Source organism: Otariodibacter sp. (assembly GCF_029256985.1).
Lineage (GTDB): Bacteria > Pseudomonadota > Gammaproteobacteria > Enterobacterales > Pasteurellaceae > Otariodibacter.
On the sequence record NZ_JARIDQ010000002.1, the window covers coordinates 66,438 to 80,709 of the forward strand.

The 14,272-nt window shown below is 34.8% G+C and carries 13 protein-coding genes and 1 other RNA gene; 7 read left to right on the forward strand and 7 right to left on the reverse strand.

Features of this window, described 5'->3' with window-relative positions; genetic code table 11:
- Window positions 1-54: 54 nt before the first annotated feature.
- The 6 genes from Q1J40_RS00290 to Q1J40_RS00315 form a co-directional block, all read right to left on the reverse strand.
- On the reverse strand, window positions 55-741 hold the full coding sequence (locus Q1J40_RS00290; RefSeq protein WP_301098011.1) for a hydrolase: 687 nt from the start codon (window positions 739-741) through the stop codon (window positions 55-57).
- Window positions 742-1,087: 346 nt separating this feature from the next.
- Window positions 1,088-2,533, reverse strand: a complete 1,446-nt coding sequence (locus Q1J40_RS00295; RefSeq protein ID WP_301098013.1) for an alanine/glycine:cation symporter family protein — start codon at window positions 2,531-2,533, stop codon at window positions 1,088-1,090.
- Between the two features lie 104 nt (window positions 2,534-2,637).
- A complete protein-coding gene (locus Q1J40_RS00300) occupies window positions 2,638-3,645 on the reverse strand; it encodes a nickel/cobalt transporter (RefSeq protein ID WP_301098014.1) in 1,008 nt (335 codons plus the stop codon).
- On the reverse strand, window positions 3,636-4,277 hold the full coding sequence (locus Q1J40_RS00305) for a DUF1007 family protein (protein ID WP_301098016.1): 642 nt from the start codon (window positions 4,275-4,277) through the stop codon (window positions 3,636-3,638). Before Q1J40_RS00305 ends, Q1J40_RS00300 begins: the two co-directional genes overlap by 10 nt.
- A 128-nt stretch (window positions 4,278-4,405) precedes the next feature.
- An RNA gene (rnpB, locus tag Q1J40_RS00310) (RNase P RNA component class A) lies at window positions 4,406-4,784 on the reverse strand.
- Between the two features lie 123 nt (window positions 4,785-4,907).
- Window positions 4,908-5,591, reverse strand: coding sequence for a 2,3-diphosphoglycerate-dependent phosphoglycerate mutase (locus Q1J40_RS00315; RefSeq protein ID WP_301098018.1), 684 nt, complete (start codon window positions 5,589-5,591; stop codon window positions 4,908-4,910).
- Window positions 5,592-5,863: 272 nt separating this feature from the next.
- On the opposite strand from Q1J40_RS00315, the gene lepA reads away from it, so the two are divergent.
- From lepA to recO, 5 genes are all read left to right on the forward strand, one after another.
- On the forward strand, window positions 5,864-7,657 hold the full coding sequence (gene lepA, locus Q1J40_RS00320) for a translation elongation factor 4 (protein WP_301098032.1): 1,794 nt from the start codon (window positions 5,864-5,866) through the stop codon (window positions 7,655-7,657).
- A gap of 112 nt (window positions 7,658-7,769) precedes the next feature.
- Entirely contained in the window at window positions 7,770-8,732 is a 963-nt protein-coding gene (gene lepB, locus Q1J40_RS00325; RefSeq protein ID WP_301098020.1) for a signal peptidase I, read from the forward strand.
- Between the two features lie 96 nt (window positions 8,733-8,828).
- Window positions 8,829-9,503 carry a ribonuclease III gene (gene rnc, locus Q1J40_RS00330; RefSeq protein ID WP_301098021.1) on the forward strand — a complete coding sequence of 225 codons (675 nt, stop codon included), beginning with the start codon at window positions 8,829-8,831 and terminating at the stop codon, window positions 9,501-9,503.
- Window positions 9,504-9,614: 111 nt separating this feature from the next.
- On the forward strand, window positions 9,615-10,517 hold the full coding sequence (gene era, locus Q1J40_RS00335; protein WP_301098023.1) for a GTPase Era: 903 nt from the start codon (window positions 9,615-9,617) through the stop codon (window positions 10,515-10,517).
- 23 nt (window positions 10,518-10,540) lie between these two features.
- On the forward strand, window positions 10,541-11,263 hold the full coding sequence (recO, locus tag Q1J40_RS00340) for a DNA repair protein RecO (protein WP_301098025.1): 723 nt from the start codon (window positions 10,541-10,543) through the stop codon (window positions 11,261-11,263).
- A 7-nt stretch (window positions 11,264-11,270) separates the two neighbouring features.
- Here the strand turns inward: recO and metX are convergent, their stop codons facing one another.
- On the reverse strand, window positions 11,271-12,347 hold the full coding sequence (metX, locus tag Q1J40_RS00345; protein WP_301098026.1) for a homoserine O-acetyltransferase MetX: 1,077 nt from the start codon (window positions 12,345-12,347) through the stop codon (window positions 11,271-11,273).
- A gap of 126 nt (window positions 12,348-12,473) precedes the next feature.
- Between metX and Q1J40_RS00350 the strand changes: the two genes are divergently transcribed.
- Together Q1J40_RS00350 and Q1J40_RS00355 are read left to right on the forward strand one after the other, a co-directional pair.
- Window positions 12,474-13,421 (forward strand): DMT family transporter, encoded by a 948-nt coding sequence (locus tag Q1J40_RS00350; RefSeq protein WP_301098028.1) that lies wholly within the window; start codon window positions 12,474-12,476, stop codon window positions 13,419-13,421.
- Entirely contained in the window at window positions 13,414-14,109 is a 696-nt protein-coding gene (locus Q1J40_RS00355) for a SanA/YdcF family protein (RefSeq protein WP_502306650.1), read from the forward strand. The genes Q1J40_RS00350 and Q1J40_RS00355 overlap by 8 nt, the downstream gene beginning before the upstream one ends.
- Window positions 14,110-14,272 lie beyond the last annotated feature (163 nt).

Genomic DNA, 14,272 nt, shown 5'->3' on the forward strand with positions numbered 1-14,272 from the left:
TTTTTGTAAAATCGCACCGCTTATCCTTTATTTATTTAGTTAAAAATTGATTTTTTATTTTGCTGGATTTGGACCGATGCGTTCACCATGTTTAACACGTTCTGGCGCTTTGTGTACCATTGTATAAGCATAATCAACGCCCATACCGTATGCACCAGAATGTTCTTTAACAATATCCATTACTGCATCATAAGTATCTTTACGAGCCCAGTCACGTTGCCATTCAAGTAGAACTTGTTGCCATGTAACTGGAACAACTCCAGCTTGAACCATACGATCCATTGCATATTTATGTGCTTCAACAGAAGTACCACCAGAAGCATCTGCAACCATATAGATTTCGTAGTCACCTTCTAGCATTGCACATAATGCAAAGCTTAAGTTACAAACTTCTGTCCATAATCCTGCGACAACTACTTTTTTACGTCCATTTTTTGCTAATGAGTCACGTACATTTTGATCATCCCAAGAGTTCATTGATGTACGTTCTAAGATTTTATGATCTGGGAATACTGATAATAATTCAGGGTAAGTATATCCTGAGAAACCTTCTGTTTCTACTGTGGTAATTGTTGTTGGAATATTAAATACTTTTGCTGCTTTCGCTAACCCTACTACGTTATTTTTCAATGTTTGACGATCAATTGATTGTACACCAAATGCCATTTGAGGTTGGTGATCAATAATGATTAATTGGCTGTTTTCAGGTGTTAACATTTCAAGAAGTTTTTTGTTAGACATAGTTTCGTCTCCATCAAGTTAATTTAAAGAAACTGCTCTCAATAAATGCGGGGCAGACTATAAGTAAACAAAAGTAGAATTTAGTTTACGATAAGTATTATATTCTTCATTTTTAATTAATAAATATATTTTTTGTGAAAACTTTATATATTAAAATGAAATAATGTGTTTTAAATACACAAAAACGATTACAACTATATAACTAGTTAGTAGTAGTCGTATTTCATTTTTAACAAATAATATACCAATATTATCCTAGGAGATTTTACACCTAATTGGGATAGAATAGAGAAAATTTACAATTCCCTATTTAATACAGATTAAATAGGGGATTAAAAGAAAGGATTTATTGTTTACCGTTCCAAACAGTTGGATCAACACCACGTTTGATTAATTCAGGGTATTCTTCTACATTAAATACAGGCTCTTTATTTGCTTTGAGCTGTTTTTTATAGTCTTTAAGAATAATCCAAACAATTGGAGAAAGTAAGATAATTGACACTAGGTTGATCATCCCCATTGAGGCCATAACGGTATCAGCAAATGCCCAAACAATACCGCCGCTACGTACTGCACCAAAATAGACGAAGAATAATACAACTAAACGGAATCCAAGAATAAATCCTGGTCTATTACGTATAAAGCGAATATTACTTTCCGCATAGGCATAGTTACCAACAATCGAGGTATAACAGAATAGCAGAATGATAAAAGCTAAGAAATGTAAGCCAAATTCGCCGACATGGAATTCTAATGCTGTTTGAGTAAGTGATACGCCATTCAATGTTTCACTACCATAATTATCAGACATTAAAATAATAACAGCAGTACTTGTACAAACAATAATAGTATCAACAAATACCCCTAGCATTTGGATTAAGCCTTGTGTAGCTGGGTGTTTTGCATCAGAGGTTGCAGCTGAGTTAGGTGCAGAACCCATACCAGCTTCATTTGAGAATAGACCACGCTTTACACCCAATAGCATAGCTTGAGAAAATAATGAACCAAAGATCCCTCCAGCCATTGAAGAAAAATCAAAGGCGTTAGTGATAATTGTTGATAAAACAGCAGGTACTTTCCAAAAATTTATTCCAAGAATAATTACAGCAATAATTAGATAGAACAATGCCATCATAGGAACAATTCTTGCTGAGAGTTTACCTATTCGTCTTACTCCACCAAAAATAATTGCTGCAGTCATAATAACTAATACAATCCCAACATATTGGGGATCCCATGACCAAGCATTTTTTGTTGCTTCTACAATAGAATTAGCTTGAACAGCATTGAATGCAAAACCGAATGTAAATATAAGTGTGATAGCAAAAATAACAGCTAACCAAGGTGCTTTTAATCCTCGAGAAATATAATATGCTGGACCACCACGAAACATACCATCTGCATCTCTTTTCTTGTAAACTTGAGCAAGTGATGATTCTGCAAAGGCACTACTCATACCAATTAAGGCCGTGATCCACATCCAAAATACTGCCCCAGGTCCACCTAATGCTATAGCTGTCGCTACACCGCCTATATTCCCTACCCCAACACGACTAGCAAGCCCTGTTGCAAAGGCTTGGAACGGAGTTAAAGCATCGCCACTAGATGCTCGTCCAAACCACATTTCACGAATACTTTGTGGAAGTAATCGTAATTGAATTAGACTTGTTGTGATTGTAAAAAACAATCCAGTTCCAAGTAATGTGATCGTTGTGATATCCCATAATGGTCCATCTACATGTTCAACAATCCACCTCAGAGCTGACTCAAACATTGTTACAATACTTTCCATAAATAAATACCCTCTCTATACTGGAAAAAAATAATGGCAACATTGTAACGAACTTTTTACATATTAAAAGTTTTTTAATGATATTTATAAAAAAAAATAATAAACTATCTTCCACCGAATAATAGCGTAGTAGTATCAATCAAACTTCCGTGGAATAATATCGTTCCAAATCCAATAAGAAAAAGCCCCATCATTGCTTTCATCCCAACAACAAGGTGTTGATTCGTATGCATAGAAAAATACCAACGGCTTGTTTCAATTGCTTTATTGCGACTAAATAGTACAAACAATGCAAATAAAGTTAGGGTTAACCCTGTTCCTAAAGCCATGATTAACGCAGAAGCAACACCCCAAATATAGAGATCAACAGTATAAGCAAGAAATAAAACTAAGACTGCGCCTGTGCAAGGGCGAAGACCAATACTGATAATTACCATCATCATCGATTTCCAATCTTGTATATTGTCCATTTCTTCGGAAGAAGGTAGATGTTTATGGCCACAGCCACAATGTTCAGAATGAACATGATCTGCAGCAAGCTTAGCAGTATAAGTCATAGGTTGCTGGAGAGATTGAATTTTTTTAATTTTTATTGGCTTGATTATCGCTTTTTTCTTAGCAAGATTTTTCCATGCAGATCTAACACTTTGATAAATCCAATAACATCCAAATAAAATCATCACGATAAAACTGCCTCGTTCAACCCATGTTAGTGTAAGGTTAAAGTGTTGGCGAGAAAGAGTAAGTACAACAACTAATAGTGTAACTAAACCAATTGCAACTACCCCCTGAAATAGTGCAGCAAGAAGTGTGATTTTAATTGTTTTAGGTATCTTAGTTGTTTCTAGAGAAAGATAAGTTCCTAAAATAAATTTACCATGTCCTGGGCCTACTGCATGAAATACACCATAAATAAAACTAACTAACATTAAGCCAAAACCAGCTTGCTGGCTATTTTCATTCAGTGCATGTAACGATGCTGAGATTTGTAAATTAAACTCACGTTGCCATTCCATAACTTTAAAAAGAAGGTAAGGATAGGCTTCGTAAATAGCGATAATGAGCAGTAATAATGCCACCACCCAGAGTGTTTTTTTAGTTTTTACTGACATACTATATTTACCTTTTGAGAAAACATCGCACCTAAGGATAAACTACTGGTTGTTGGCATATCAGGTGTTTCTGTTTGATCTAGTGAAGAAGCATAAAGACGTAAAGAATCATTAACTTGAGGCTCTTCCATTGATACTTTGCAGATCGATTGAGGTGTGACGGTTACATCACTCGCATTATCATAGCTCATCGAAATATAATAACTTGGTTCAAAAGTATATAACCTAAAAGAGTGCCCTTTTAAAGGCTGAGGTTTTGCTAGTGTTAATTCAAAATGATATATAATACGATTTTTTTGAATTTCAACCGAAGGATTAATAGGCTTAGCCTTAAACTTTATTGGTTCATTCTTTTCATTATAAAACTCACTAAAATAATGAGCTTCTACCGCTGAGAGTGAAAGTTCATCGGTGATTTTTTGGATTGCATCTGATTTATCTTCTGCATGATTAATTTCATACAGAAGTTCTGCGGAGGTAATTTCATCTAACATCCAGCTCATTGCAAATCCTTTTAATGTATCGTCTGTTATCAGTACCTTATTTTTCATATCAACAAAAGAGTGGGGATGAGCAAAGATAGTATGACTAACGCAGAAAAACCCAAGTAAACTTAAAAAGTATTTTTTCATCTAATTATCCAATGCATGATCGAAGTTAAAAGTTGTAAATTATTAACATCAACCGACCGCTTGTGAAAAAATTGTATAGTGGTATATACAAAAAAACGAACAGAAAGTTCTGCTCGTTCTAAAAAATTAAATTGAGTTGGTCGATAAGCCGAGTTCTGTCGTGGACAATCATTCCTCTAGGCGCATGTTCGCACATACGCTCAAGCAACCTACCCGAATCCCAAGCGGGCAACTCGTTGGATTCCTATTTGGTCTTGCTACGAGTGGAGTTTACCTTGCCATGAACTGTTGCCAGCCATGCGGTGTGCTCTTACCACACCCTTTCACCCTTACCAGCCAAAGCTGGCGGTCTACTCTCTGTTGCACTTGTCGTAGGCTCACACCTCCCAGACGTTATCTGGCACTCTGCCCTATGTAGCTCGGACTTTCCTCTCGTCTACTTGTCCCCTAGTTTACGCAAAGCGAATTTGAGGGCTTCAATAAACCAGCGATTGTCTAACCAACTCAGGTGATCGAGTATATATGATTTATTGAGAATTGGGAAGACTAAGAAAATATTGTAAAAAAGAATGGCTCAAGCAAAATAAAAGGCGGAAATAATCCGCCTTTTATTTTTACTATTTTTAAAAACTATAAATAGAATTTCTCAACAAAGTTTAATTTATCATCAAGTTTTAATACTAATGGTTGACCTGTAGGAATTTCAAAATCCATGATGTCTGCATCAGAAATATTCATGATGTGTTTTGCTAATGCACGAAGTGAGTTACCGTGTGCGGTAACAAGCACTCGTTTACCAGAAAGGAGTGCTGGAGCAATTTGATCTTCCCAGAATGGTAATACACGTTCTAAAGTTACTTTTAAATTTTCACCATCTGGTATAACATCAGAAGGTAAGTGAGCATAACGACGATCATTATGTGCAGAGTTAGGATCTTTAGGGTCTAATAATGGTGGTAATACATCGTAAGAACGACGCCAGATATGTACTTGTTCGTCACCATGTTCTTCCGCTGCAGCTTTTTTATCTAAGCCTTGTAATGCACCGTAGTGACGTTCATTTAAACGCCAGTTTTTAACTTGTGGAATCCATAATTGGTTAGATTCTTCTAACACGATATTACAAGTTTTAATTGCACGTGTTAAAACAGAAGTGAAAGCGATATCAAATTCGTAACCAGCATCAAGTAATTTTTTACCTGCTGCTTTTGCTTCTTCAACACCACGCTCTGTTAGATTTACATCACGCCAACCAGTAAATAAATTTTTTGCGTTCCATTCACTAAAACCGTGACGAATAAATACTAATTCCATAAGTTCTCCTATTGATAAAGTTAATTGATTATGAAAACCCGCTCTTTATAGCAAAAAATGGTGTTTTTTGAAATATACAACGTAGATTCTTTACGAGAAAGCTGATTTTTAGCAAATTATTGATAAATAAATTTAGAGTAAAAGTCGGAATTGTAAAAAATTATCAGGAAGTGACCGCTTTCTTCTTCATTTTTAGCAAATTTCAGGTACAATCCACCGATTATTTTTTTATAATAAATCTAACAAATAGGACATTTACTGCCCCTATGAACATGCAGAATATTCGTAACTTTTCAATTATTGCCCATATCGACCATGGTAAATCGACACTTTCAGATCGATTAATACAGACCTGTGGTGGATTATCAGATCGTGAAATGGCGGCTCAAGTTCTTGATTCAATGGATTTAGAACGTGAACGTGGTATTACTATTAAAGCACAAAGTGTAACGCTAAATTATAAAGCGAAAGATGGGGAAATTTATCAACTTAACTTCATTGATACTCCTGGACATGTAGACTTTTCTTATGAAGTTTCACGCTCTTTAGCCGCTTGTGAAGGAGCTTTATTGGTTGTTGATGCCGGACAAGGTGTTGAAGCACAGACACTTGCTAACTGCTATACTGCAATTGAGATGGATCTCGAAGTTGTACCAATTTTAAATAAAATTGATTTACCCGCAGCAGAACCAGATAGAGTAGCTGAAGAAATTGAAGATATCGTGGGTATTGATGCAGCTGATGCAGTACGTTGTTCTGCAAAAACTGGACAAGGTATTGAAGAAGTTTTAGAAGAAATTGTGGCAAAAATTCCAGCCCCAGAAGGCGACCCTGAAGCTCCATTACAAGCATTAATTATTGATTCTTGGTTTGATAACTACTTAGGTGTTGTTTCATTAGTACGAGTTAAAAATGGCGTAATTAAAAAAGGCGATAAGATTAAAGTGATGAGTACAGGACAATCCTATAATGTGGATCGTTTAGGTATCTTTACGCCAAAACAAATTGATACAACTGAATTAAAAACAGGTGAAGTTGGTTGGGTTGTATGTGCAATTAAAGATATTTTAGGTGCACCAGTAGGGGATACCTTAACTTCTCATCATCACTCTGCAATAACAGCATTACCGGGTTTTAAAAAAGTGAAACCGCAAGTTTATGCAGGTTTATTCCCAGTAAGCTCAGATGATTATGAAGCATTCCGTGATGCTTTAGGTAAGCTCAGTTTAAATGACGCATCACTTTTCTATGAACCAGAAAATTCAACAGCATTAGGTTTTGGTTTCCGTTGTGGATTCTTAGGTTTATTGCATATGGAGATTATTCAAGAGCGATTAGAGCGTGAATATGACCTCGATTTAATTACCACAGCACCAACCGTAGTATATGAAGTGGAACAAACTAATGGCGAAGTGGTCTATATTGACAGCCCATCCAAATTACCACCATTGAGTAATGTTGCTGAAATTCGCGAGCCTATTGCAGAATGTAATATGCTTGTCCCTCAAGAATATTTAGGTAATGTAATTACACTTTGTGTGGAAAAACGTGGTGTGCAAACTAATATGGTGTATCACGGTAACCAAATTGCATTAACTTATGAAATTCCAATGGGCGAAGTTGTACTCGATTTCTTCGATCGCTTAAAATCAACATCTCGTGGTTATGCATCATTGGATTATGCATTCAAGCATTTCCAAGCAGCAGATATGGTAAGAGTTGATATTATGATTAATGGAGATCGTGTCGATGCATTGGCATTAATTGTACATAAAGCAAATGCACCTTACCGTGGCCGTGAGTTAGTAGAAAAAATGAAAGAACTTATCCCTCGTCAGCAATTTGATATCGCAATTCAAGCTGCAATTGGCAACCATATCATCGCCCGTTCAACTGTAAAACAATTACGTAAGAATGTATTAGCAAAATGTTATGGTGGGGATGTAAGCCGTAAGAAAAAACTATTACAGAAACAAAAAGAGGGTAAAAAACGAATGAAGTCTTTGGGTAACGTTGAAGTGCCACAAGAAGCATTCTTAGCAATTTTACATGTAGGTAAAGATTAATAAATAAGATAAAGTAAATAAAGAAGCGGTAAGATATTATTGTTTTTTTGCAAAAATAATAAAAGATCTCACCGCTTAATTTACTTTAATCTCTCGTGTTAAGGAGTAAACAATGGCAAATATTGTACCAATTATTTTTATTGCAATATTATATGGCATTTGGCGGGTGCTAGATTCAATGCAATTACCTAATACCATTTCAATTATTTTAGTTACACTTGTGATTATCAGTGGTGCTTTTGCTGGATTTTATAAATTTAGTGCTAATCCTCGTCGTCAAGCTAAAATTTCAAAGGAAGAAAAACGCTTAGGTAGAGAGCTAACTAAAGAAGAATTAGCAGAAATTCAACCTCGCTCTGCTATTGGTGAATTTTTTGCTTCACTTTTTGGAGTGCTATTTTTTGTGACTGTATTGCGCTCATTTATTTTAGAACCATTTCAGATTCCAAGTGGCTCAATGGAACCTACTCTTCGTGTTGGAGATTTTCTTGTAGTAGAAAAGTATGCTTATGGAATTAAAGATCCAATTTGGCAAACAACGTTGATCGAAACAGGTAAACCTCAACGTGGAGATGTAGTTGTGTTTAAAGCTCCAGAACAACCGAGTGTAGATTATATTAAACGTGTAATTGGTGTCGGTGGTGATACAGTAAAATATGATTTTCTGACTCAAGAGCTTACTGTTACTCATGGTGATACAGGCGAAGTAGAACATCTCCAATATAGCCAAGCCAAACCAAATCCAGAGTTTTTCTATCATGGTGAAATGCAAAATGAGCGTACAGAAACAGGTGATGTAACTCACCAAATTTTAAATAACCCGTATCCATTCAATTATGAACCTTACTTCTTCAAACAAGAAGGTCAAGAAGCGGGTGTTTGGGTTGTACCGGAAGATCAATATTTTGTGATGGGCGATAATCGAGATAACAGTGAAGATAGTCGTTTCTGGGGATTCGTTCCAAGTAGAAATTTTGTTGGTAAAGCTACCTTCATTTGGTTAAGTTTAGATAAAAAAGCCAATGAGTATCCAACCGGGTTACGCTTTGATCGTATCTTTACCTCAATTAAATAATAAAAATGACTAGGTGGGGGTTTCTCCACCTTAATTTTTAGTGTAATAATTTTATTTTAATAACTTAAATAAATAGGATATTTCATCAAATATATCATGCAATTAGAACGATTACAGAAAAAATTAGGTTACCAATTTGCTAACCTTAATTACCTTCAACAAGCACTCACACATCGTAGTGCGGCATCCCACAATAATGAACGCCTTGAATTTTTAGGCGACTCAATTCTTAATTTTGCAATTGGTAAAGCTCTATATGAAAAATTCCCAAAATCAGATGAAGGTGAATTGAGTCGAATGCGTGCTACTTTAGTAAAAGAGCATACATTAGCAGTTGTTGCTCGTCAGTTTGAATTAGGTGATTACCTTAAACTTGGAGCGGGTGAATTGAAAAGTGGAGGATATCGTCGAGAATCCATCCTTTCTGATTGCGTAGAAGCGATTATTGCGGCGATTTATCTTGATAATGGTGTGATGGATAAAGCCATTGAGCGTATTTACGATTGGTATAAGGATCTACTTGCTGATATGAAACCCGGAGAAGCTCAAAAGGATCCCAAAACGCGTTTACAGGAATTTTTACAAGGTAGAAGACTTAGTCTACCTGAGTACGAAGTGATCGATATTAAAGGTGAAGCTCATAATCAAATGTTTAAAGTGAGTTGTAAGGTCGAAAAATTACCTGAAATTGTGATCGGTATAGGCACTAGCCGTCGTAAAGCGGAACAACATGCAGCTGAACAAGTTATTACAAAACTGAATATTAAGTAATACAAAATTAACAAGCGGTGAGATTAGCCTGATTTTTTGTAAAAAATACTGGCAAATTTACCACTTATTTTATAATTATTCGTGCTAATGAAGCACAATTAGAGAAATTAAATGACAGAACAAAAAACATATTGTGGCTTTATTGCCATTGTAGGACGCCCTAACGTAGGTAAATCAACACTATTAAATAAAATTTTAGGACAAAAGATTTCAATCACATCTCGTAAAGCTCAAACAACTCGTCACCGTATTTTAGGTATTAAAACGGAAGGAGCTTATCAAGAAATTTATGTAGATACTCCGGGACTGCATATTGAAGAGAAGCGTGCAATTAATCGTTTAATGAATCGTGCAGCAAGTAGTGCAATTAGTGACGTTGATTTAATTATTTTTGTCGTTGAAGGAACCAAATGGACTGATGACGATGAAATGGTGTTGAATAAATTACGTGGAACTAAAGTACCAGTCGTATTGGCAATCAATAAAATTGATAATGTAAAAGAAAAAGAGGAATTATTACCTCACATTATTCAATTAAGTGAAAAATTCCCATTCAAAGAAATTATTCCAATTTCTGGCCAACGTGGTAAAAATGTTCATATTCTTGAAAAATTTGTGAGAGAATCACTTAAAGAAGGGATTCATCATTATCCTGAAGATTATGTAACCGACCGTTCTCAACGTTTTATGGCATCCGAGATTATTCGTGAAAAATTAATGCGTTTTATGGGCGAAGAATTACCTTATTCTGTTACTGTTGAAATTGAACAATTTAAAACAAATGAACGTGGTACTTACGAAATCAATGGCTTGATTTTAGTAGAGCGTGAAGGTCAGAAAAAAATGGTTATCGGTCAAGGTGGACAAAAAATCAAAGTGATTGGTACAGAAGCTCGCCTAGATATGGAACGTTTGTTTGATAATAAAGTTCATTTAGAGCTTTGGGTTAAAGTTAAAGCTGGATGGGCAGATGATGAACGTGCCTTGAGAAGTTTAGGCTATATTGATGAGTAATTTTAAGTAATTGTAATCACAATATGAGTGAGCAGTGGCAACGAGGTTTTGTTTTACACCGTAAAAATTATAGTGAAACGAGCTTATTAGTTGATTTTTTTACTGAAAATGATGGTCGTATTACCTTACTTGCAAAAGGCGCAAGAAGACCTCGTTCGCCACTGAAAGCTGTGCTACAACCCTTTACGCCTCTTTTGCTAAGATGGACAGGAAAAGGAGAGTTAAAAACTTTAACGAAAGCTGAACCAGTCTCTTTGGCTCTACCTCTCAATACTATCTCTTTGTATAGTGGTTTTTATGTCAATGAAGTACTCTCTCGAGTACTAGAACATAACACTGCTTATCCTGATTTATTTCAAGATTATTTGCAGTGTATTACTAATCTAGCTATAAAGACCGATAATATTGAACCAATTCTGCGTAGATTTGAATTTAAGATCTTGCAAGCGCTCGGTTATGCCGTAAATTTTACACATTGTGCGGCAACAGGTGAAAATGTTTCTCCAACAATGACTTATCAGTTTTATCAAAATGAAGGTTTTATTGCATCATTACTCCAAAATAACCAAACTTTTTTAGGTAAAGATTTACTGGCATTTTCTTGTCTAGATTTTTCAGATAAAACTACTCAGCAAGCAGCTAAACGTTTTACTCGTATTGCGTTAAAACCTTATTTAGGAACTGCACCACTTAAAAGCCGTGAATTGTTTCAATCAATTTTGCCAAATCGTATCAAAAGTGGTTAATTTAACCTTATTTTGATATTCCATGCTTAATCATTGGCGCAAAGAAATCATAATCAATTAGAAATGCATCATGCCCAAATACTGAATAAATTTCATAAAATTCAACTTGTACCCCCGCCATTTCAAGCTCTTGTTTACTTTGTCTTATCTCGTTAATTTTAAATAACTGATCACTATTTACTCCCACTAACGTATAGCGAGCTTTTATTTTTGATAGTGCATCTTGGCGGTTTTTAAAACCTATGGAAGGATCATATAGGTCGAGTGCTCGTAATAAGCGTAGATAGCTGTTTGCATCAAATCTAGCAAGGAATTTTTCTCCTTGATAGCTTAAGTATGATTCAACTTGGAAATGATCGCCATAAAATTCACTGCTTCGTTTTGTTTCCCGTCCAAATGCTTTTGTCAATTGTATATCGGTACGATAAGTCAACATACCTAGCATTCTTGCTATTTTTAATCCTTTTTCTGGAGAATGAGTATTGTAGTAATCTCCCCCGTTGAAATTAGGATCATTAATAATAGCTTGCCTCATTATATGATTAAAGCCAATAGCTTCAGCACTAAGTGATAAAGTTGAGCAAAGATTGACAACATTATCCATAAAATCAGGGTAAGTTATCCCCCATTGAGTTGCCTGCATCCCACCAAAAGATCCACCTACAACTGCTTTTAGATGAGGAATTGCAAGTTTATCAAGTAATACTCTTTGTACTTTCACAATATCCTGTATGGTAATAATAGGAAATTGACTTCCGTATGGTTGATTCGTTTCAGGATTAATTGAAGCTGGGCCTGTTGTTCCCTTACAACCACCAAGAACATTAGAACAAATAAAAAAATATTTATCTGTATCAAAAGCTAATCCAGAACCAATAAAATTTTGCCACCAACCTTTATCATTATTGGTTATATCAATATAAGGTTCTGAATCTCCGGTTAATGCGTGGCAAAGAAGTATTACGTTGGATCTATCTTTATTTATAACTCCATAAGTTTGATAAGCGACAGTAATATGTGATAGATAACCACCAAGTAAAAGATTTAACGGTTTATCAGCAAAAAGAGTGATGAATTTAGCCATAAAATCCTCGATATTAGTAATAATTTTCTTGTCATCTAAATTATCTAACATTAAGCTTTTTGTCAATAAATAGACATCTAGATTTCTAGATGTCTTTAATAATTTTATTTAAACTTGCAATTTAAATTGGCTAATATATTCTATGCAGATCTTATCTATACCCTGTTATTATTTATGCAAAATCATCAACCAATTAAAGGCGCTATTGCGATTATTAGTGCAGGCATTTTGTTTGCTGGAGTTAATACACTGATCCCTAAATTAACTTCTGTTTCTACTATTGATGCAAGCGTCGTAGCTCTTGTTCAATACTTAGCTGCATTTTTATTTTTAATGCCAAGTATGATAAATGCAGGTTTTTTTCAATCATTAAAAACCCAATATTTTGGACTACATTGCATAAGAGTATTCTTATCAGCTATTGGTATACAATGTTGGACAATGGCATTAGCTCATCCTATTCCGATTTGGCAAGGTATTGCATTATTGATGACTTCACCTTTATTCGTTACTATTGGTTCAGGTTTAATACTTAAAGAAAAAGTAGATAAAAAACGTTGGATAGCTACTTTTCTTGGCTTTCTCGGTGCGATGATTATTTTAGAACCTTGGTCAGAGGAGTTTGATTGGATTGTTTTATTACCAGTTGCCGCAGCTTTCTTCTGGGCAGGATATTCACTAATGGTAAAGAAATTATCGTCAAATGATTCTCCTACAACAATGGTGGCTTATTTATTTATTTTAATCACTCCATTTAATCTTTTGATTGCGATGACTAATTTAAGTCCAAAAGGCTTTAGTATGCCTTCTTTTAGTGATTTCGGTTTTCTTATTTTGTTAGGATTTTTAACTGCTCTTGCACAATTAGCAGTAGCAAAAGCTTATAATTTAGCAGATGCATCCTATATTCAACCATTTGATTTTATCAAATTACCTCTGAATATTTTAGCTGGATGGCTTGTATTTAATTGGGTTCCACCAGGTAAATTATGGCTTGGTGCTACAATCATTATAGGAGCAACGATGTATATTACTCATGCAGAAACAAAATTAGTAAAAAAGAACTATGACTAATAAGAAAAAAAATATAGGTATGATGAAAGTTGCTTTTTTGAATAAAGCTACTGGTTTGATACCTAAACTAATTAAATTGATAATCAGTGGAGGTATATCATTTTTTTGTCTAATGTTATTGATTGATATATCTACAGGATATCTTGTTAGAGATCATATTTATACTAAGATTGACGATCTGCCTTATCGTGAGTATGCTCTGGTGCTTGGTACTGCAAAATATTATTCATCAGGTTCTCCTAACTTATATTATAAATATCGGTTAAATGCTGCTAAGCAAGTTTATGATAATGCTAAAGCTCATTATTTTTTGATGAGTGGTGATAACATGACTGCATATTATAATGAACCTAAAGTAATGACTGAAGATTTACAAAAATTTGGTATCCCTCGCTCTATTATTGAACAAGATTATGCAGGCTATAATACCTTAGATTCAATAGTTAGAGCAGATAAAGTTTTTCATTTGCCTCCATTTACAATCATTTCTCAACGCTTTCACTGTGAAAGAGCATTATTTATTGCAAGATTTCACAATATTGATGCTATTTGTTTTGTAGCACAATATCCTGAAGAGCATTATAAGGTCAGAATTCGAGAACTTTTTGCAAGAACTTTAATGCTAATTAATCTTATTATTGGTAGTGGTCCAACTACGCTGGAAGAATCTAAAATTATAAAATTGTAAAAATTAGGTGGTAAGTTTAAGGAGCAAGATTTATTCCAAAAAGTTAGACTGCTATTTTAGGGACTATATTCAATATTGTATTGGACTCAGCCTCTCTAATTTTGAAAACGTGAAAGAGCCTCACGCCTTGTGTCGTGGAAATGTAAATCGGCATTAGCCAACC

Coding starts and splice junctions, on each gene's coding strand:
- recO (WP_301098025.1), top strand. CDS start 10,541: ATGAGTGAGCAGTGGCAACGAGGTTTTGTTTTACACCGTAAAAATTAT.
- lepB (WP_301098020.1), top strand. CDS start 7,770: ATGGCAAATATTGTACCAATTATTTTTATTGCAATATTATATGGCATT.
- Q1J40_RS00290 (WP_301098011.1), bottom strand. CDS start 741: ATGTCTAACAAAAAACTTCTTGAAATGTTAACACCTGAAAACAGCCAA.
- lepA (WP_301098032.1), top strand. CDS start 5,864: ATGCAGAATATTCGTAACTTTTCAATTATTGCCCATATCGACCATGGT.
- Q1J40_RS00300 (WP_301098014.1), bottom strand. CDS start 3,645: ATGTCAGTAAAAACTAAAAAAACACTCTGGGTGGTGGCATTATTACTG.
- Q1J40_RS00295 (WP_301098013.1), bottom strand. CDS start 2,533: ATGGAAAGTATTGTAACAATGTTTGAGTCAGCTCTGAGGTGGATTGTT.
- Q1J40_RS00315 (WP_301098018.1), bottom strand. CDS start 5,591: ATGGAATTAGTATTTATTCGTCACGGTTTTAGTGAATGGAACGCAAAA.
- metX (WP_301098026.1), bottom strand. CDS start 12,347: ATGGCTAAATTCATCACTCTTTTTGCTGATAAACCGTTAAATCTTTTA.
- Q1J40_RS00355 (WP_502306650.1), top strand. CDS start 13,414: ATGACTAATAAGAAAAAAAATATAGGTATGATGAAAGTTGCTTTTTTG.
- rnc (WP_301098021.1), top strand. CDS start 8,829: ATGCAATTAGAACGATTACAGAAAAAATTAGGTTACCAATTTGCTAAC.
- Q1J40_RS00305 (WP_301098016.1), bottom strand. CDS start 4,277: ATGAAAAAATACTTTTTAAGTTTACTTGGGTTTTTCTGCGTTAGTCAT.
- era (WP_301098023.1), top strand. CDS start 9,615: ATGACAGAACAAAAAACATATTGTGGCTTTATTGCCATTGTAGGACGC.